This window comes from Micromonospora sp. C41, from assembly GCF_018070485.1.
GTDB lineage: Bacteria > Actinomycetota > Actinomycetes > Mycobacteriales > Micromonosporaceae > Micromonospora > Micromonospora chalcea.
The window spans coordinates 1-18,152 of record NZ_JAGPXP010000024.1; the positions used below are offsets into that span (position 1 = coordinate 1).

Genomic DNA, 18,152 nt, shown 5'->3' on the forward strand with positions numbered 1-18,152 from the left:
CTTGGCCGAGGGCAGGTCGTTGCCGAACGGCTTCTCCACCACCACGCGGCGCCAGCCGCCGGACCTGTCGTTGTCCGCCATGCCGGTGCGGGCGAGCTGCTTGAGCACCACCGGGAAGGCCGCCGGGACCACGCCGAACGCGGTGAGCGCGGCCCACGGCCCGGCCACGCCGGGCTCGGCCGGGAGCACCACCGCGCCCAGCTCGTCGGCGCGCGCCGCGAGGTCCGTGCCGGGCTCGGTGACCACCACGACGTGCCGGGCGGCATCCGGGCCCTCGTCCGCCCACGCCTGCCGGTAGGCCCGCAGGTGGGCGTCGGTGGTCCGGTCCAGGCCGTGCCGGGCGGCGAGCACCAGGAGGGTACGCGCCGGGCGGTCGGCGAGCGCGGCCCGGACCGGCCCCGGATCGGCGGTGTCGAGCACCGTCACCGGCCGGCCCAGGCATTCGGCCAGCACCTCGGCGGCGAGCGTGTCGTCGGGGGCGCCGGCCAGCACCACGTGGTCCAGGTCGCTCAGCTCGGCGGCCAGCTCGGCGAGCTGGGGGAGCAGGTCCCGGCTGCGCCGGTGGGCGTGCAGCCAGCCCAGCCGGTCGAGGGCCGCCGGCTCGGCGGCGGGCCCCCAGAGGGCCGGGTCGGCGGCGGCGAGCCGGGCCGGGACGTCGTGGGCGACGAGCGTGGCGCGCGCCGACGCGCCCAGGGCGTCCGCGCCGCGCACGGCCAGACCGGCGGCCATGTCGGCCCGCCCGGCCAGCAGGTCACTCACGGTGCCGCCCCTCACCCAAACCACGGTACGGCGCGACGCGCCCCGGGGCCGGGCCCCGGGACGCGTCGGACGCCGTCTGTCACGCGTTGCCGCCGGCCTGCTGCGCCGCCTGCGCGTTCTTCCCGGCCGCCCGGTGCGGGCTGCCCGAGCCCTTGGCCGCCTCGGCGAGGGACTTCTTGACCCCCTCCAGCAGCTCCACCCAGCTCGCCTCGAACTTCTCCACGCCCTCGCGCTCCAGCGTGGCGATCACGTCGGACAGGTCAACGCCCACCGCCAGCAGGTCGGCGAAGACCTGGCGGGCGTCGTCGTACGCGACGGTGACGGTGTCCGGCTTCGTCTCGCCGTGCTCGGCGTAGGCGTGGATCACCGGCTCCGGCATGGTGTTGACGGTGCCGGGCGCGATCAGCTCCTCGACGTAGATGACGTCCCGGTAGTCCGGGTTCTTCGTCGAGGTGGAGGCCCACAGCGGGCGCTGCGGGTGGGCGCCCGCGTCGGCCAGCTTCTGCCAGCGCGCCGAGGAGAACACCTCGCCGTAACGCTCGTACGCCAGCCGGGCGTTGGCGACAGCGGCCTTGCCGCGCAGCGCCTTGGCCCGGTCCGAGCCGATCTTCTCCAGCCGCTTGTCCACCTCGGTGTCGACCCGGGAGACGAAGAACGAGGCGACCGAGCCGATCTTCGAAAGGTCGTGCCCGTTCGCCTGCGCCTGCTCCAGCCCGGCCAGGAAGGCCTCCATCACCTGCGAGTACCGGTCCAGGCCGAAGATCAGCGTGACGTTGACGCTGATCCCCTCGGCCAGCGTCGCGGTGATCGCGGGCAGGCCCTCCTCGGTGGCCGGGATCTTGATGAACAGGTTCGGCCGGTCGACCAGCCACCACAGCGCCTTGGCCTCGGCGACGGTCTTCGCCGCGTCGTGCGCCGAGCGCGGGTCCACCTCGATCGACACCCGGCCGTCCACGCCGCCGCTGGTCTCGTACGACGGGCGCATCACGTCGCAGGCCCACCGCACGTCGTACGTGGTGAGCATGCGGACCGCCTCCTCGACGTCCACACCACGTACGGCGAGGTCACGAAGCTGCCAGTCGTACTCGCCGGCGTCGCTCAGCGCCTTGGCGAAGATCGTCGGATTGGTGGTCACCCCGGCTACGTGGCTCTCCCGGCGCAGCTTGTCCAGCCCGCCGGAGCTCAGCCGTACCCGGGAGAGATCGTCGAGCCAGATCGCCACCCCGGCGCCCTGGAGCTCCTTCAGCCTGTCCGTCATGCCGTCCACGCTCCCCTCAGTTGCCGGTCGTGAAACCGGTGATGTCGCCCACCCGGGTCAGCGCCGCGTGCGCGGCGGCCACGATCCGGTCGGGGGTGAACCCGAACTGCTCGAAGAGCACGGTGTGCGGCGCGCTGGCGCCGTAGTGCTCGATGCTCACGCACTCGCCGCTGTCGCCGACGATCGCGCGCCACGACATCGCGATGCCCGCCTCCACGCTCACCCGTGCCTTTACCCCGCGCGGCAGCACCGACTCCCGGTACGCCTCGTCCTGCGCGAAGAACCACTCCTGGCAGGGCATGGAGACGACCCGGGTGGGGGTGCCGTCGGCCTCCAGCCGCTCCCGTGCGGTGAGGCAGAGCTGCACCTCGGAGCCGGTGCCGACGAGGATCACCTGCGGCTTGCCGTTCGACGCCTCGGCCAGCACGTACCCGCCCTTGGCGACGCCCTCGGCGCCGGCCAGGTCGGTGCGGTCGAACGTCGGCAGCGCCTGGCGGCTGAGCGCCAGCGCGGTCGGCCGGTCGGTGTGCTCCAGCGCCTGCCGCCACGCCCAGACCGTCTCGTTGGCGTCGGCTGGGCGCACCACGTCCAGGCCGGGGATGGCCCGCAGCGCGGTCAGGTGCTCGATCGGCTGGTGCGTCGGGCCGTCCTCGCCGAGGCCGATCGAGTCGTGCGTCCAGACGTACGTCACCGGCAGCTTCATCAGCGCGGCCAGCCGCACCGCCGGGCGCATGTAGTCGCTGAACACCAGGAACGTGCCGCCGTACGGGCGGGTGCCGCCGTGCAGGGCGATGCCGTTGAGGATCGCGCCCATGGCGTGCTCGCGGATGCCGAAGTGCAGCGTGCGGCCGTACTCGTCACCGGGGAAGTCCTTGGTGGCGTGCGCGGCCGGGACGAACGACGGCTCGCCCTTCATCGTGGTGTTGTTGCTCTCGGCCAGGTCGGCCGAGCCGCCCCACAGCTCCGGCAGCACCGGCGCCAGGGCCTCCAGGATCTTGCCGGAGGCGGCCCGGGTGGCGACGCCCTTGGCATCCGCCGGGAAGGTCGGCAGCGCGTCGGTCCAGCCGGTCGGCAGCGTACGGGTGGCCATCCGGTCCCACAGCGCCTTGCGCTCCGGGTTGGCCTGCGCCCAGGCGTCGAACCCGGTGGTCCACTCGGCCTGCTCCTGCGCGCCACGCTCCAGCACCTGACGGGCGTGCTTGAGCACCTCCTCGTCGACCTCGAAGGTGCGCTGCGGGTCGAAGCCGAGGATCTCCTTGGTGGCCTTCACCTCGTCCGCGCCGAGCGCCGAGCCGTGGATCTTGCCGGTGTTCTTCTTGTTCGGCGCGGGCCAGCCGATGATGGTGCGCAGCGCGATGAACGACGGCCGGCCGGTCTCCGCCTTGGCGGCCAGCAGCGCCTGGTACAGCGCCTCCACGTCCTCGTGGTAGTCGCCCTGGTCGGCGTCGCCGCTGCGCCAGTCGACGGTCTGCACGTGCCAGCCGTACGCCTCGTAGCGGGCCGCCACGTCCTCGCTCTTGGCGATGCGGGTGTCGTCCTCGATCGAGATCTCGTTGTCGTCGTAGATCACGCAGAGGTTGCCGAGCTGCTGGTGACCGGCGAGCGCGCTGGCCTCGTGGGTGATGCCCTCCTCGATGTCACCGTCGGAGGCGATGCACCAGATGTCGTGCCGGAACGGCGAGTCGGCGCGGTCCGGCTCGCTGTCGAACAGGCCGCGCTCGCGGCGGGCCGCCATCGCCATGCCGACCGCGTTGCCGAGGCCCTGGCCGAGCGGCCCGGTGGTGGTCTCCACGCCCGGGGTGTGGCCGTGCTCCGGGTGGCCCGGGGTGAGCGAGCCCCACTGGCGCAGCGCCTTGAGGTCGTCCAGCGACAGCGGGTAGCCGGAGAGGAAGAGCTGGATGTAGAGCGTCAGGCTGGAGTGGCCGGCGGAGAGCACGAACCGGTCGCGCCCGGCCCAGTTCGGGTCGGCGGGGTTGTGCCGCATGACCCGGTTGAAGAGCAGGTACGCCACCGGGGCGAGGCTCATCGCCGTCCCCGGGTGGCCGTTGCCGGATTTCTCCACGGCGTCCATGGCCAGCACGCGGACCGTGTCGACGGCCCTGCGGTCGAGGTCGGACCAGTTGAGAGCGGGAAGCTCGGGTCGGTTGGCAGCCACGATGGTTGTGCTCCTCGGCAGATGGGCGGAACCCTCACTGATGACCCTATCGAGCGGTGCTAAACGTCCGCCCGGGGATCTCAGCATGCTGTTCTGTACGGATCGCGGACGTCCGGTCGTTCAACCCCAGGTGTGACGGCTCGCACCGTTGCCGGGTCTGCGGGGCAGCCAAAACGACGCCGCGTAGTGTGTGGGGCGGTGTGTGGACCTCGACGGGTCCGGGCCGAACGACCTCCCCCCGCCGATGCCGGAAGGTGGCAATCCGTGAGCATGATCACCGAGCGCCCCGTCAGCAACCCTGCCGGGCAGCCGCCGGTGGGCGCGGTGGCGGAGGCGCCGGCGAGCGGCCGGCGGGACGTACGCGCCGTGGTGGCGGCGTACGTGGCGCTGACCAAGCCGCGGATCGTCGAGCTGCTGCTGGTCACCACCGTTCCGGCGATGATGCTCGCGGACGGCGGCATGCCGTCGCTGTGGCTGGTCGCCGTCGTGCTTGTCGGCGGCTCGCTCGCGGCCGGCGCGGCGAGCGTCCTGAACTGCTACATCGACCGGGACATCGACCAGCTCATGCGGCGCACCAAGCGCCGCCCACTGCCCGCGCACACGGTTTCTCCGCGCAGCGCGCTGATCTTCGGTCTGGTGCTGGCGGCCGTCTCGGTGGCGCTGATGGCGGCGACCACCAACTGGCTGGCGACGGTGCTGACGCTCGCCGCGATCGCCTACTACGACCTGGTCTACACGCTGTGGCTGAAGCGGACCACCGCCGCCAACACGTTCTGGGGCGGCATCTGCGGGGCCGCGCCGGTGCTGATCGGCTGGGCCGCCGTCACCGGCTCGCTGGCGCCGGCCGCGTGGGGCCTCTTCGCCGTGGTCTTCTTCTGGCAGATGCCGCACTTCTACGCGCTGGCCATCAAGTACAAGGCCGACTACGCGCGCGCCGGCGTGCCGATGCTGCCGGTGGTGGCCTCGGTCCGGCGGGTCAACGCCGAGATCATCGGGTTCTCCTGGCTGACCGTGCTCTCCTCGCTGGCGGTCTGGCCGCTCGGGATGAGCCCGATCTACGGTGTCACCGCGCTCGTGGTCGGCGGGATCTTCCTCGTCGAGGCGCACAAGCTGTGCCGTCGCGCGACGCGGGGCGAGGCGGTCAAGCCGATGCGGCTGTTCCACTGGTCCACCACGTACCTCACGATCCTCTTCGCGGCCGTCGCGCTCGACGCGCTGCTCTGACGCGCCCGTCCGGCGGTTCATCAGAAATTTTTTTCGGGCTTCCCCGGAGGGGTCCAACCCGGACAGATTGTGACGATCTCGCCCGCCCGCTTCGCCCAGATATAAGCGACATATGCAGGCGAATTACCTGTGGTTCTTCTTAAACCGGCGGGTAATTGGCATCACATTCAGTTCATGGTTCTCGCACATCCGGGTGGAACTCTGCTTAGGCTTCGCGTCATGGCAGATGGTTCCGATACGACGCTGACGGCTGACAAGACCGCGGAGCAGGCCCCCAACGGCCTGGTCGCGGGCATCAAGTCGTTCGCCGCCGGACACGGCGGCGCGAAGGCGGTCATCGAGTACGTCGGCAAGCGCGGCGCACGGATCGTCCTCGTGGGTTCCGACGGGGTATGGGCAGACCAGTTCGCCGACGGCACCGACGTCGCGCGGCAGGCCTGCGCGAAGGCCGGGGTCGACGTCGAGAACGCCTGGGAGCGTGAACTGATGGACCAGATGCGTCCGAGCAACGACCTGTGGCGGTCGATGGCCCGGCGCACGATGGCCCGTTGACATAACCGAATGACCAACCACCACCAGTCGACCCGGGGGAGACCCCGGGTCGCTTTCGTCACCTGCGCCGAGCTGCCCGACCTCGACCCGGACGACCGGCTCGCGCTCGGCCCGCTCGCCGCCCGCGGGGTCACCACCGAGATCGCGGTCTGGGACGACCCGGCCGTCGACTGGTCCGGGTACGACCTGGTCGTGATCCGCTCCCCGTGGGACTACGCGCGGCGGCGCGACGAGTTCGTGGCCTGGGCGCGTACCGTGCCGGCCCTGGTCAACCCGGCCGACGTGGTCGCCTGGAACACCGACAAGCGCTACCTGTCCGAGCTTTCCGCCGCCGGAGCGCCCACCGTGCCGACGCAGTGGGTCGAGCCCGGGCGGGAGTGGACCCCACCGGCGGGCGGCGAGTACGTGATCAAGCCGGCGGTCAGCGCCGGCAGCCAGGACACCGGCCGCTACGACCTGACCGACAGAGAGCACCGGGAACTGGCGGTGGCCCACGTACGGCGGCTCTCCGACGCCGGGCGGGTCACCATGGTCCAGCCGTACCTGGAGGCGGTGGACACCGCCGGGGAGACCGCGCTGCTGTTCCTGGCCGGGCCCGACGGCCTGGCGTTCAGCCACGCGATCCGCAAGGGTCCGATGCTGACCGGGCCGGACCTGGGCGAGGCCGCGCTCTACAAGGAGGAGCGCATCGACGCGCGCACCGCCACCGCGGAGCAGCGCGCGGTGGCCGAGAAGGTGCTGGCAGCCGTGCCGGGCGGCCCGGACCGGCTGCTCTACGCCCGGGTCGACCTGATCCCCGGCCCGGACGGCACGCCGGTGCTGGTCGAGCTGGAGCTGACCGAGCCGAGCCTGTTCGTCGGGTACGCCGACGGCGCCCCGGACCGGCTCGCCGACGCGGTGCTCACCCACTTGACCCCCCGCGCCTGACCCGTCCCGCCTGGCCGTGGCTGTGGGCCTGGCGGTGGCCGTGGCCGTGGCGAGCGTGCCGGCCCTGGCGGCGTCCGGGCTTCGGCAGCGGGCCCGGGACCGCGACCCTCCCCGCTGCGGACGCACCTCGCCGACCCACCCAACGCGGTGCACGCAACGCCAGGCTGTCTCAGGGCTCGAGGCACCCACGGTGTTCCACTCGCTGTCTGCCGGGGCCCTGGGTGGAACGGCATGGGTGTCTCAGGGCTGTCCAGGCACCCATGGTGTTCCACTCGCGATCCGTCCGTGCCGTGAGTGGAACGCCATGGGTGGCACGAGGGGGCGCGTTTCCACTCGGGCTGGCGGCGCGTTTGCCGGCCGTCGCCGCCATCGTGGCGTCGGCGGCTTTCGCCGGGGCCCACCGGGCCGCGTCTTCGATACCATCAGCGCGCGCTGCTCGGCCTGCACGTCGCCAGGCTGCTGCACCGCGACGGCGATCTCTGGGTGCTGATCGTCGCGTACGCGGTCAGCAACGGCAGCTTGGTCATGCTGGCTGCCACCACCGACGCCGGCCCGGCTGAACCGGAGCCGCCCGAGCCGCCGGTGCCGCCCGCGCCGCCGGGAGGTCAGTCGCGGTCGCTGTGGTTGCGTGCCCAGCGGCCGCCGATCGGCGGCGTGTCCAGCCGCAGCGCGGCCTCGGTGCCGGCCAGGTCGTTGTCCTCGAACGCGCACGAGACGCAACTGCCCGCCTCGGTGACCCAGATGCCGTACGCCTGGGTGTCGGCGTCCCGGTGCCAGATCCGGTTGCCGCGCACGGTGGCCGAGTCGAACGGCGCGGCGATGGTGATGCCGCCGCAGGCCGGTGGGCCGTCCGGCAGCTCGTACCTCGTGCCCGGCCCCGGGGTGGCCTCGTTCCAGCCGGTGGTGCCGTCCGGGCGTACCTCGGCCAGGGAGAGCCGGGTGGCGCTGTTGTCGGACACCACCGCGTCCCGTGAGCCGACCCGGACCACCTTGCCCCGGTGCCCGCCGTCGGGCCAGTCCGCGTTGCCGTCGGTGAGCTCGCGCGGGCCGTAGCGCACCGCCTCGCCGGAGCCGGAGCAGGCCGGGGCGGAGCGGCGGCCGTTGTCCCGGATCCGGTTGCCCACGATCGAGGTGTCCAGCATCGGCCGGTCGATCCGGATGCCGTCCAGCGCGTTCTCCCGGATGTCGTTGTCCTGGATCACCACGTCGGCCGCCGCGCCCCGGTAGCCGTGGCCCAGGTCGTGCTCGTGGTAGCCGAAACCGCCGTTGCGGCTGATCCGGTTGCCCTGCACCGTGTACGGGCCGGGGGTGTTGCCCATGCTGATCCCGTCGCCGACGTTGGCGTCGATCACGCAGCCGGTGAGCAGGCCGCCGCGCCCGGCCACCCCGGCGGTGCCGTTGCCGGACACGTCGAAGCCGGCCTCCAGGTTGTTGGTCATGGTGCAGCCGGAGACGATCAGCCCGTCGGCGCCCCAGTCGGAGATGCCGAACCGGTTGGCCTGGCTGTGGCAGCCGATGATCCGGAAACCGCGCGGTGGGGTCCAGTAGTCCTTCTGCAACTCCAGGAAGATCCCGTTGGTGCCGTTGCCGATGGTGGTGCAGTTGGCGATGGTGAGGCGCTCCACGTCGCCCCAGCCGCCGATGCCGACGCCGATCCCGGCGCCGCCCATCTGGTCGCCGTTGTCCAGCCGGCCGCACCCGACCACGACCACGCCGTCGATCAGGCTGTCCTGGAGGAAGTCACAGCCCAGGCCGGTCGCCCCGGTGTGGTGGATGTAGAGGTTGCGGAACACGCCGCGCACCACGTACTGCAGGCCCAGCCCCTTGGCCAGGTAGTCGTAGGAGGTCTGGGCGACCCCGGAGCCGTCGATCTCGAAGTCGGCGAACGTGCAGTCGGCGATGTGCCGGTCCCGGTCCGCGCCGTGCTGCACGGTGGTCCAGTACGCCAGCGGGACCGGTGCGCTGCGGTCGCCCTCGTTGCTGAGCAGGAACCGGGTCGCGGCCGGTCCGGCGCCGATCAGCGAGACACCGCTGCGCCAGACGGTGCCGGCGTCGCGGATCGAGTACAGGCCGGGCGGACAGTAGATCACCCGGGCCCGGCCGTCGGCGTCGTACCCGGCGCCGAGCCGGTCCACCAGGGCCGCCAGCGCCGGCTGGTCGTTCGTCACCCCGTCGCCGGTGAGGCCGTGCTCGTGGGCGTCGCACCACAGCGGCGCGCCGGCGACCGGCGTCAGCCGTTGCGGCGTGGTGGTGGCGAGGCTCTTGCGCGGCACCGGGAACTCCCCTCGGGCGTACGGTCCGTGGCCCGGACCGCTTTCCCGTTCCCGTCGCGCGATAACGCCCCGCTCAGGCGCCGGCGCCCACCGGCTCGGCGACCGGCTCGGCCGGGGCTGGCGGGGCGGCCGGCAGCCGCTCCCGGGTCGCGAACAGGACGCCGAGCGTGGCCAGCAGCACCAGGCAGGAGCCGAGCATGTGCGCGCCGACCAGCACGCCCGGCAGGTGGGTGAAGTACTGGACGAAGCCGATCACGCCCTGGCCCAGCTCGACCGCGATCAGCACCGCGGCGGCCCGCGCCGCGCGCTCCGCGCCGACCGCCCGGAACGCGAAGTACAACGCCACCGAGAGACCGATCAGCAGGAAGACGCCGTCGGCGTGCACCTGCGAGATCTGCGTCGGGTCCAGGCCGTTGCGGGCCGCGCCGTGGTCGCCGGCGTGCGGGCCGCTGCCGGTCACCCAGGTGCCGACCACCAGCACCGACGCGCTCACCGCCGTGGTGATCCAGGCGAGGGTACGCAGCGGCGCCGGCACGGTCGGGCTGTCCGGCCCGTCCGGCTCCTTGATCCGCCGCCAGAGCGCGTACGCGGCGGCGATGACCGCCATCGAGGCGAGGAAGTGCAGCCCGACCACCCACGGGTTGAGGTCGGTCAGCACGGTGATGCCGCCGATGACCGCCTGGGCCGGGATGCCGAACAGCACGCCGACGGCCAGCGGGAGCAGCCCGCGCCGGCGGGGACGGTGGGCCAGCACGGCCAGCACGACGGCGAGTGCGATGATCCCCACCGCGAAGGTGAGCAGCCGGTTGCCGAACTCGATCACCCCGTGCACGCCCATCTCGGCGGTCGTGGTGTAGGAGTCGTCGGTGCACCGGGGCCAGGTGGGGCAGCCGAGGCCGGACGCGGTGAGCCGGACGGCCCCGCCGGTGACCACGATCGCGACGTTCGCGATGATCGAGGCGAGCGCGAGGCGGCGCAGCAGCGTGGACGAGACCGGGAACCGGACGGAACGCTTCACGGAGCGAATCCTACGCACCGTAGTTGATCCCGATCGGGTGACTCCGCCACCCCGGTGGTCGGAATCACCGGACCCGGGTTTGCGAGCCCCGGACGATTTACGTAACGTTGCCGTTGTGAAAAACGCGGCGGCGCTGTCCCGGGCGTCGGTGACCGGTGCGGTCACCGGCGGTTCGCGGTCGCGTCGTGGCACCCGGCACGTCGAGCGGGAGTCCGCTCCGGCCGACCTGTCGACCCGTGACCGGGTCACCCAGCTCCTGCTGGAGCGGGGCGCCACCACCGCAGCGCAGCTCGGTTCGGCGCTCGGCCTCAGCCCGGCCGCGATCCGTCGGCACCTCGACGCCATGCTCGCCGACGGCGACGTGGTCGCCCGCGACCAGGTCGTGCGCGGCAGCCGGGGGCGGGGCCGGCCGGCCAAGGTCTTCGCGCTCACCGAGGCGGCCCGGGGCCGCTGCGGCACCCACCACTACGACAACATGGCCACCGCCGCGCTGCGGTGGATCGCCCGCACCGGCGGCGCCGAGGCGGTCGCGGCGTTCGCGGCCGAGCAGGTCTCCGCGCTGGAGACCCGCTGCCGGGCGGCCATGGAGGACGCGGGAGACGCGCCGCTCGCGCGGGCCGAGGCGCTCGCCGGGGCGCTCACCGCCGAGGGTTACGCTGCCAACGCGTCCACGATCGCCTCCGGCGGCCAGCTCTGCCAGCACCACTGCCCGGTGGCGCACGTGGCCGCCGAGTTCCCTCAGCTGTGCGAGGCCGAGACCGAGGTCATCTCCCGTCTGGTCGGCACCCACGTACAGCGCCTGGCCACCATCGCGCACGGCGACGGCGTGTGCACCACGCACATTCCCGCCCAGTCCGGTTCCACCGTCACCACTGTGAGGACAGATAGATGACCGAGCAGATCGTTCAGCCCCTGACCCAGGAGGAGCAGCTCGCGGCCCTCGGTCGTTACGAGTACGGCTGGGCCGACCCCGACGTCGCCGGGGCGTCCGCCCAGCGCGGCCTCAGCGAGGCGGTGGTGCGGGACATCTCGGCCAAGAAGAACGAGCCGGCCTGGATGCTCGACCTGCGGCTCAAGGGCCTGCGGCTGTTCGGCCGCAAGCCGATGCCGAACTGGGGCGCCGACCTCACCGGGATCGACTTCGACAACATCAAGTACTTCGTGCGGTCCACCGAGAAGCAGGCCACCTCCTGGGAGGACCTGCCCGAGGACATCAAGAACACCTACGACAAGCTCGGCATCCCGGAGGCGGAGAAGCAGCGCCTGGTCGCCGGTGTCGCGGCGCAGTACGAGTCCGAGGTGGTCTACCACCAGATCCGTGAGGACCTGGAGGAGCAGGGCGTCGTCTTCCTGGACACCGACACCGCGCTCAAGGAGCACGAGGACCTGTTCAAGGAGTACTTCGGCACGGTCATCCCGGTCGGCGACAACAAGTTCGCCGCGCTGAACACCTCCGTCTGGTCCGGTGGCTCGTTCATCTACGTGCCGAAGGGCGTGCACGTGGACATCCCGCTGCAGGCCTACTTCCGGATCAACACGGAGAACATGGGCCAGTTCGAGCGGACGCTGATCATCGTCGACGAGGGCGCGTACGTGCACTACGTCGAGGGTTGCACCGCGCCCATCTACTCCTCCGACTCGCTGCACAGCGCGGTCGTGGAGATCATCGTCAAGAAGAACGCCCGGTGCCGGTACACGACCATCCAGAACTGGTCGAACAACGTCTACAACCTGGTCACCAAGCGTGCCGTGTGCCACGAGGGCGCGACCATGGAGTGGGTCGACGGCAACATCGGCTCCAAGGTCACCATGAAGTACCCGGCGGTCTACATGACCGGCGAGCACGCCAAGGGCGAGGTGCTCTCGGTGGCCATGGCCGGCGAGGGCCAGCACCAGGACGCCGGCGCCAAGATGGTGCACGCCGCGCCGCACACCTCCTCGACCATCGTGTCGAAGTCGATCGCCCGGGGCGGCGGCCGCACCTCGTACCGCGGTCTGGTGCAGGTGCTGGAGGGCTCGACCAGCAGCAAGAGCACGGTCAAGTGCGACGCGCTCCTGGTCGACACGATCTCCCGCTCCGACACCTACCCGTACGTCGACATCCGCGAGGACGACGTGTCGATGGGGCACGAGGCGACCGTCTCCAAGGTCAGCGAGGACCAGCTCTTCTACCTGATGAGCCGGGGCCTGAGCGAGGACGAGGCGATGGCGATGATCGTGCGCGGCTTCATCGAGCCGATCGCCAAGGAGCTTCCGATGGAGTACGCGCTGGAGCTCAACCGCCTGATCGAGCTGCAGATGGAGGGCGCGGTCGGCTGACGCCGGCCCCCGTCCTCCGCCTTACCTGACACCTCGTCGCAGAACACAAGGAAGAGATGACTACCCAGGCTTCCGCGCCGCCCACGACCAAGTCGCAGGCGCTCCGCTCGTACGACGTCGCCGACTTCCCGGCCCTGACCGGCCTGGAGGAGGAGTGGCGCTTCACCCCGCTCAAGCGCCTGCGCGGCCTGACCGGGTCGGCGCAGGGCGCGACCGGCGCGGTCCGGCACGAGTACGGTGACCTGCCCGAGGGCGTCACCGTCGACCGGATCGGCCGGGACGACCCCCGGGTGGGCAGCGTGCTCACCCCGTTCGACCGGGTCAGCGCGCTCGCGTACGGCGGGGCCGACCGCGCGCTGCTGGTGCGGGTCGCCCGCGACGCGGTGGTGGAGGCGCCGGTGCGCCTGCGGGTGGTCGGCGAGAACGCCGAGGCGCTCGCCTTCGGCCACACGTTCGTCGAGGTGGACCGGTTCGCCGAGGCCACCGTGGTGATCGAGCACGTCGGCTCGGCCACGCTGGCCGACAACGTCGAGGTGTCGGTGGGCGACGGGGCGAAGCTGACCCTGGTCACCGTCGCCGACTGGGCCGACGACGCGGTGCAGGCGCAGCACCTGAAGGTGCGGCTGGGCCGCGACGCCCGGATCCTGCACGTGCAGGTCAGCCTCGGCGGCGACCTGGTCCGGCAGTACACGTCGGTGGAGTACACCCAGCGCGGCGGCGAAGCCGAGCTGTACGGCGTCTACTTCGCCGACTCCGGCCAGCACCTGGAGCACCGGCAGCTGGTCGACCACACCGTGCCGGACTGCCGCAGCAACGTCGGCTACCGGGGCGCGCTGCAGGGCGACGACGCGCACACGGTCTGGGTCGGCGACGTGCTGATCCGCGCCGAGGCCACCGGCACCGACACGTACGAGATCAACCGGAACCTGCTGCTCACCGACGGCGCGCGGGCCGACTCCGTACCCAACCTGGAGATCGAGACCGGCGAGATCGCCGGCGCCGGGCACGCCAGCGCGACCGGCCGGTTCGACGACGAGCAGCTGTTCTACCTGATGGCCCGGGGCATCCCGGAGGCCGAGGCGCGGCGCCTGGTGGTGCGCGGCTTCTTCGCCGAGCTGATCAACAAGATCCCGGTCGAGGACCTGCGCGAGCGCCTCGGTGACGCCATCGAGGCCCGGCTGGCGAAGGCCGGCGCCTGATGCTCAAGATCTGCTCCACCGAGGACGTGCCGAAGGGCACCGCGATCAGCGCCGACGTGGACGGCGTGCAGGTCGCGATCGTGCACGGCGAGGACGACGTGTTCTACGCGGTGCACGACGAGTGCTCGCACGCCGCCGTGGCGCTGTCCGAGGGCGAGGTCGAGGGCTGCACGCTGGAATGCTGGCTGCACGGATCCCGTTTCGACCTGCGTACCGGTGAGCCCACCGGGCTGCCCGCGACCGAACCCGTACCCGTCTATTCCGTCGAAGTCCGCGACGGCGACATCTACCTTTCCGTGGACGGCGACGGCCGTCCGCTGCCGAGCAATGGAGTGACCCGCTGATGAGCACCCTGGAGATCCGCGACCTGAAGGTGTCGGTCAAGCTGCCCGAGGGTGAGCTCAAGCCGATCCTGCACGGGGTCGACCTGACCGTGCGCTCCGGCGAGACGCACGCCATCATGGGCCCGAACGGCTCCGGCAAGTCGACGCTGGCGTACTCGATCGCCGGTCACCCGAAGTACGAGATCACCGGCGGCGAGGTGACCCTCGACGGCGAGGACGTGCTGTCCATGTCCGTCGACGAGCGGGCCCGCGCCGGTCTCTTCCTGGCCATGCAGTACCCGGTCGAGGTCCCCGGCGTGTCGGTGGCCAACTTCCTGCGTACCGCCAAGACCGCCATCGACGGTGAGGCGCCGAAGCTGCGCACCTGGGGCGGCGAGCTGCGCGGCGCCATGGAGCGCCTCCAGATGGACCCGGCGTTCGCCCAGCGCAACGTCAACGAGGGCTTCTCCGGCGGCGAGAAGAAGCGGCACGAGATCGTGCAGCTGGAGCTGCTCAAGCCGAAGATGGCGATCCTCGACGAGACCGACTCCGGCCTGGACGTGGACGCGCTGCGCGTGGTCAGCGAGGGCGTGAACCGGGTACGCGACACCGGTGACACCGGCCTGCTGCTGATCACCCACTACACGCGCATCCTGCGTTACATCAAGCCCGACTTCGTGCACGTCTTCGTGGCCGGCCGGATCGTCGAGCAGGGCGGCCGGGAGCTGGCCGACAAGCTCGAGGAAGAGGGCTACGAGCGCTACGTCGCCGGAGCCGGCGCGGCACGGGCCTGACCTGCCATGACCTCGATGGCCATCCCGGCGGGCATGCCGCAGTACGACGACGTGCCGCGCTTCGACGTGGCGAAGGTGCGGGCCGACTTCCCGATCCTCGACCGGGAGGTCAACGGCCACCCGCTGGTCTACCTGGACAGCGCCAACACCTCGCACAAGCCGCGGCAGGTGCTCGACGTGCTCGCCGAGCACTACGCGCTGCACAACGCCAACGTGTCGCGCTCGGTGCACACGCTGGGCACCGAGGCCACCGAGGCGTACGAGGGCGCGCGGGCGAAGATCGCCGCGTTCATCAACGCGCCGAGCGTGGACGAGGTGGTGTTCACCAAGAACTCCACCGAGGCGATCAACATCGTGGCGTACGCCTTCTCCAACGCCTCGCTGCGCGCGGACGGCGACCCCCGGTTCCGGCTGGGCCCCGGCGACGAGATCGTGATCTCCGAGATGGAGCACCACTCGAACATCGTCCCGTGGCAGCTGCTGGCGGAGCGCACCGGCGCGACGCTGCGCTGGTTCCCGGTCACCGACCAGGGCCGGCTCGACGAGTCCGGCCTGGACGACCTGGTCACCGAGCGGACGAAGATCGTCTCGCTGGTGCACATGTCGAACATCCTCGGCACCGTCAACGCCACCTCGCGGATCACCGCGCGGGTCCGCGAGGTCGGCGCGCTGCTGCTGCTCGACTGCTCGCAGTCGGTGCCGCACCTGCCGATGGACGTGGTCGACCACGACGCCGACTTCATCGTCTTCACCGGGCACAAGATGTGCGGCCCGACCGGCATCGGCGTGCTCTGGGGCCGGGGCGAGCTGCTCGCCGCGATGCCCCCGGTGATGGGCGGCGGCTCGATGATCGAGACGGTGACCATGGGCGGCTCGACGTTCGCCGCGCCGCCGGCCCGGTTCGAGGCGGGCACCCCGCCGATCGCCGAGGCGGTCGCGCTCGGCGCCGCGGTGGACTACCTCACCGCGATCGGCATGCCGGCCATCCAGTGGCACGAGAAGGAGCTGACGGCGTACGCGCTGGACGCCCTCGCCACCGTGCCCGGCCTGCGGATCTTCGGCCCGACGGTGCCGGTGGGCCGGGGCGGGACGATCTCGTTCGCGCTCGGTGACGTGCACCCGCACGACGTCGGGCAGGTGCTCGACTCGCTCGGCGTGCAGGTGCGGGTGGGCCACCACTGCGCCCGGCCGGTGTGCACCCGGTTCGGGGTGCCGGCCACGACGCGGGCGTCGTTCTACCTCTACACCACCACCGCGGAGATCGACGCCCTGGTGGCGGGTCTGGAGCGGGTGCGGAAGGTGTTCCAGTGATGCAGCTCGAATCCCTCTACCAGGAGATCATCCTGGACCACTACAAGCACCCGCACGGCCGCGGCCTGCGGGACGCGGCGGACCCGGCCGCCCGGGTCGGCGAGGCGCACCACGTCAACCCGACCTGCGGCGACGAGATCACCGTACGGGTGGCGACCGACGGCACGGTGTTCACCGACATCTCGTACGACGGGATGGGCTGCTCGATCAGCCAGGCGTCGGCGAGCATCCTGCACGAGCTGCTGCGCGGCAGGGCCGCGAGCGACGCCGCGGTGGTGCACGAGGCGTTCGTGCAGTTGATGTCCGGGCGGGGCCAGGTCACGCCGGACGAGGACGTGCTCGGAGACGGGGTGGCGTTCGCGGGTGTCGCGCGCTACCCGGCCCGGGTGAAGTGCGCGCTGTTGTCGTGGATGGCGTTCAAGGACGCCGCGGCACGCGCCGGGGTGGGCGTGAGCCCGGAGGTGAAGGCATGAGCGACGAGAACATGACCCCCGAGGCTGGCGCGGTGGCGACGGACGGCGCGGCCGTCAACGGTGCTGTTGCCGGCGGCGCGGCCGCGGGCGCGGCGGCGCCGGCCGGCGGCAAGGCCGCTATCGGCGACATCGAAGAGGCGATGAAGGACGTCGTCGACCCCGAGCTGGGCATCAACGTGGTCGACCTGGGCCTGGTGTACGGCGTCCACGTCGACGACGACAACGTGGCCACCCTGGACATGACGCTGACCTCGGCGGCCTGCCCGCTGACCGACGTGATCGAGGACCAGGCCCGGCAGGCGCTGACCACCGGTCCCGGTGGCGGCCTGGTGAACGACATCCGGATCAACTGGGTCTGGCTGCCGCCGTGGGGCCCCGACAAGATCACCGACGAGGGGCGCGACCAGCTCCGCTCGCTCGGCTTCAACGTCTGACAGTTCTCCCGGTCACCGCCACGGGCGCGGCACCCTTGAGGGGTGCCGCGCCCGCGGTGTTCTCTCGGCATGATCGACACCGTTACGCCGATGTGGTGTGGTCGGAGTGGCTCTGATGCCGCCACATCGGCGAAGTGGTGTCGATCAAGGTGACCTGGCGGCACTGCCACGGGCGTTAGTGCCCCGAACAGCGAGATCTTGGTACGAGATCGCCCCCTGCGGGGGCCCCCTGCGGGGGCAGATTCGTACCAAGATCTTCAGTTCAACCGAGGCGCGGGAAAACCGGTTCCGGGGTGGGGGAACCAGGGGGCAGGATGAGCGGGTGATCGAGGCGTACCCGAAGCAGGCTCCTGTCCGTGCGGCCACTGCCGCGCGTCGACAGCGCATCCTGCCCCCGGCCGCCTCGGCCCACCACCCCTCGTCGTGACCGGGGCGTTCCTGGCCGGCCTGGTCGCCGGCTACGGCGTCGCCATCCCGGTCGGCGCGATCGCGATCCTCATCCTCGGGCTCAGCGCGCGTACCTCGTTCCGGGTCGGTTCGGCGGCGGCGCTCGGCGTGGCCACCGCCGACGGGCTGTACGCGGCCGTGGCGGCGCTCGGCGGGGCCGCGGTGGCCAGCGGGCTCGCGCCGTTCGCGGGTCCACTGCGAATGATCGCCGCGGGGGTGCTGCTGGCCCTCGCCTGCCTCACCGCCTGGCGCGCGATGCGCCCACCCGCCCCGACGCAGGAGCCGAACTCACCCGCCCCGGCGCAGGAGCCGAGTCCGCGGGGTGGCCTGGACACGCCGGTGCGGGCGTTCGCCGCGGTTCTCGCGCTGACCCTGCTCAACCCGGCCACCGTCGTCTACTTCGTGGCGCTCGTCCTCGGCCGGGGCGACGTGCTCGGCTCGAGCCCGGTCGGCGCGGCCGCCTTCACCGCAGGCGTGTTCCTCGCCTCGGCCAGCTGGCAGTTGCTGATCGCCGGCGGCGGCTCGCTGATCGGCCGGGCCCTCACCGGTCCCCGTGGGCGGCGGGTCACCGCGCTGCTGTCCAGTGTCATCATCGCCGCCCTCGCGGTCGCCACGGTGCTCGGCGTCTGACCGAAGGGGACGGCCGCGGCCCGACGGCATCGATCGGATTCCGGGAGCCGGGACGA

16 protein-coding genes and 1 pseudogene are annotated in these 18,152 nt (G+C 71.9%); 12 read left to right on the forward strand and 5 right to left on the reverse strand.

Annotated features, from left to right (window positions below; all coding sequences use genetic code 11):
- The 3 genes and pseudogenes from KBX43_RS22970 to tkt form a co-directional block, all read right to left on the reverse strand.
- Positions 1 to 759: pseudogene (locus KBX43_RS22970) on the reverse strand (glucose-6-phosphate isomerase); the annotation flags it as partial.
- Positions 760 to 838: 79 nt separating this feature from the next.
- The gene (tal, locus tag KBX43_RS22975; RefSeq protein ID WP_043331133.1) at positions 839 to 2,017 is read right to left on the reverse strand and encodes a transaldolase; all 1,179 of its coding nucleotides are present in this window, start codon (positions 2,015 to 2,017) and stop codon (positions 839 to 841) included.
- Positions 2,018 to 2,033: 16 nt separating this feature from the next.
- On the reverse strand, positions 2,034 to 4,172 hold the full coding sequence (gene tkt / locus KBX43_RS22980; protein WP_043329631.1) for a transketolase: 2,139 nt from the start codon (positions 4,170 to 4,172) through the stop codon (positions 2,034 to 2,036).
- 264 nt (positions 4,173 to 4,436) lie between these two features.
- Here tkt and KBX43_RS22985 point away from each other — a divergent pair, with 264 nt between their 5' ends.
- The 3 genes from KBX43_RS22985 (at position 4,437) to KBX43_RS22995 (ending at position 6,875) form a co-directional block, all read left to right on the forward strand.
- A complete protein-coding gene (locus KBX43_RS22985) occupies positions 4,437 to 5,396 on the forward strand; it encodes a heme o synthase (protein WP_043329632.1) in 960 nt (319 codons plus the stop codon).
- Positions 5,397 to 5,615: 219 nt separating this feature from the next.
- Positions 5,616 to 5,948, forward strand: coding sequence for a hypothetical protein (locus tag KBX43_RS22990; protein ID WP_013287454.1), 333 nt, complete (start codon positions 5,616 to 5,618; stop codon positions 5,946 to 5,948).
- Positions 5,949 to 5,957: 9 nt separating this feature from the next.
- Positions 5,958 to 6,875: a RimK family alpha-L-glutamate ligase gene (locus KBX43_RS22995; RefSeq protein ID WP_069089090.1), complete on the forward strand. Its 918-nt coding sequence runs from the start codon at positions 5,958 to 5,960 to the stop codon at positions 6,873 to 6,875.
- Positions 6,876 to 7,480: 605 nt separating this feature from the next.
- Here KBX43_RS22995 and KBX43_RS23000 read toward each other — a convergent pair.
- A complete protein-coding gene (locus KBX43_RS23000) occupies positions 7,481 to 9,148 on the reverse strand; it encodes a right-handed parallel beta-helix repeat-containing protein (protein ID WP_069089091.1) in 1,668 nt (555 codons plus the stop codon).
- A 73-nt stretch (positions 9,149 to 9,221) separates the two neighbouring features.
- Positions 9,222 to 10,184 (reverse strand): heme A synthase, encoded by a 963-nt coding sequence (locus tag KBX43_RS23005; protein WP_176722841.1) that lies wholly within the window; start codon positions 10,182 to 10,184, stop codon positions 9,222 to 9,224.
- A gap of 208 nt (positions 10,185 to 10,392) precedes the next feature.
- Here KBX43_RS23005 and KBX43_RS23010 point away from each other — a divergent pair, with 208 nt between their 5' ends.
- From KBX43_RS23010 to KBX43_RS23050, 9 genes are all read left to right on the forward strand, one after another.
- Positions 10,393 to 11,058 carry a metalloregulator ArsR/SmtB family transcription factor gene (locus KBX43_RS23010; RefSeq protein WP_223201463.1) on the forward strand — a complete coding sequence of 222 codons (666 nt, stop codon included), beginning with the start codon at positions 10,393 to 10,395 and terminating at the stop codon, positions 11,056 to 11,058.
- Positions 11,055 to 12,485, forward strand: a complete 1,431-nt coding sequence (gene sufB / locus KBX43_RS23015; RefSeq protein ID WP_013287447.1) for a Fe-S cluster assembly protein SufB — start codon at positions 11,055 to 11,057, stop codon at positions 12,483 to 12,485. The genes KBX43_RS23010 and sufB overlap by 4 nt, the downstream gene beginning before the upstream one ends.
- A gap of 56 nt (positions 12,486 to 12,541) precedes the next feature.
- Positions 12,542 to 13,684, forward strand: a complete 1,143-nt coding sequence (sufD, locus tag KBX43_RS23020) for a Fe-S cluster assembly protein SufD (protein ID WP_069089093.1) — start codon at positions 12,542 to 12,544, stop codon at positions 13,682 to 13,684.
- On the forward strand, positions 13,684 to 14,028 hold the full coding sequence (locus KBX43_RS23025) for a non-heme iron oxygenase ferredoxin subunit (protein ID WP_064445305.1): 345 nt from the start codon (positions 13,684 to 13,686) through the stop codon (positions 14,026 to 14,028). Before sufD ends, KBX43_RS23025 begins: the two co-directional genes overlap by 1 nt.
- Positions 14,028 to 14,801 (forward strand): Fe-S cluster assembly ATPase SufC, encoded by a 774-nt coding sequence (gene sufC, locus KBX43_RS23030; protein ID WP_064445306.1) that lies wholly within the window; start codon positions 14,028 to 14,030, stop codon positions 14,799 to 14,801. Before KBX43_RS23025 ends, sufC begins: the two co-directional genes overlap by 1 nt.
- 6 nt (positions 14,802 to 14,807) lie before the next feature.
- A complete protein-coding gene (locus tag KBX43_RS23035; protein WP_064445307.1) occupies positions 14,808 to 16,112 on the forward strand; it encodes a cysteine desulfurase in 1,305 nt (434 codons plus the stop codon).
- Positions 16,112 to 16,585 carry a Fe-S cluster assembly sulfur transfer protein SufU gene (sufU, locus tag KBX43_RS23040; RefSeq protein ID WP_064445308.1) on the forward strand — a complete coding sequence of 158 codons (474 nt, stop codon included), beginning with the start codon at positions 16,112 to 16,114 and terminating at the stop codon, positions 16,583 to 16,585. Before KBX43_RS23035 ends, sufU begins: the two co-directional genes overlap by 1 nt.
- A gap of 11 nt (positions 16,586 to 16,596) precedes the next feature.
- A complete protein-coding gene (locus tag KBX43_RS23045; RefSeq protein WP_064446423.1) occupies positions 16,597 to 17,019 on the forward strand; it encodes a metal-sulfur cluster assembly factor in 423 nt (140 codons plus the stop codon).
- Positions 17,020 to 17,442: 423 nt separating this feature from the next.
- The gene (locus tag KBX43_RS23050; RefSeq protein ID WP_210887096.1) at positions 17,443 to 18,096 is read left to right on the forward strand and encodes a LysE family transporter; all 654 of its coding nucleotides are present in this window, start codon (positions 17,443 to 17,445) and stop codon (positions 18,094 to 18,096) included.
- Positions 18,097 to 18,152 lie beyond the last annotated feature (56 nt).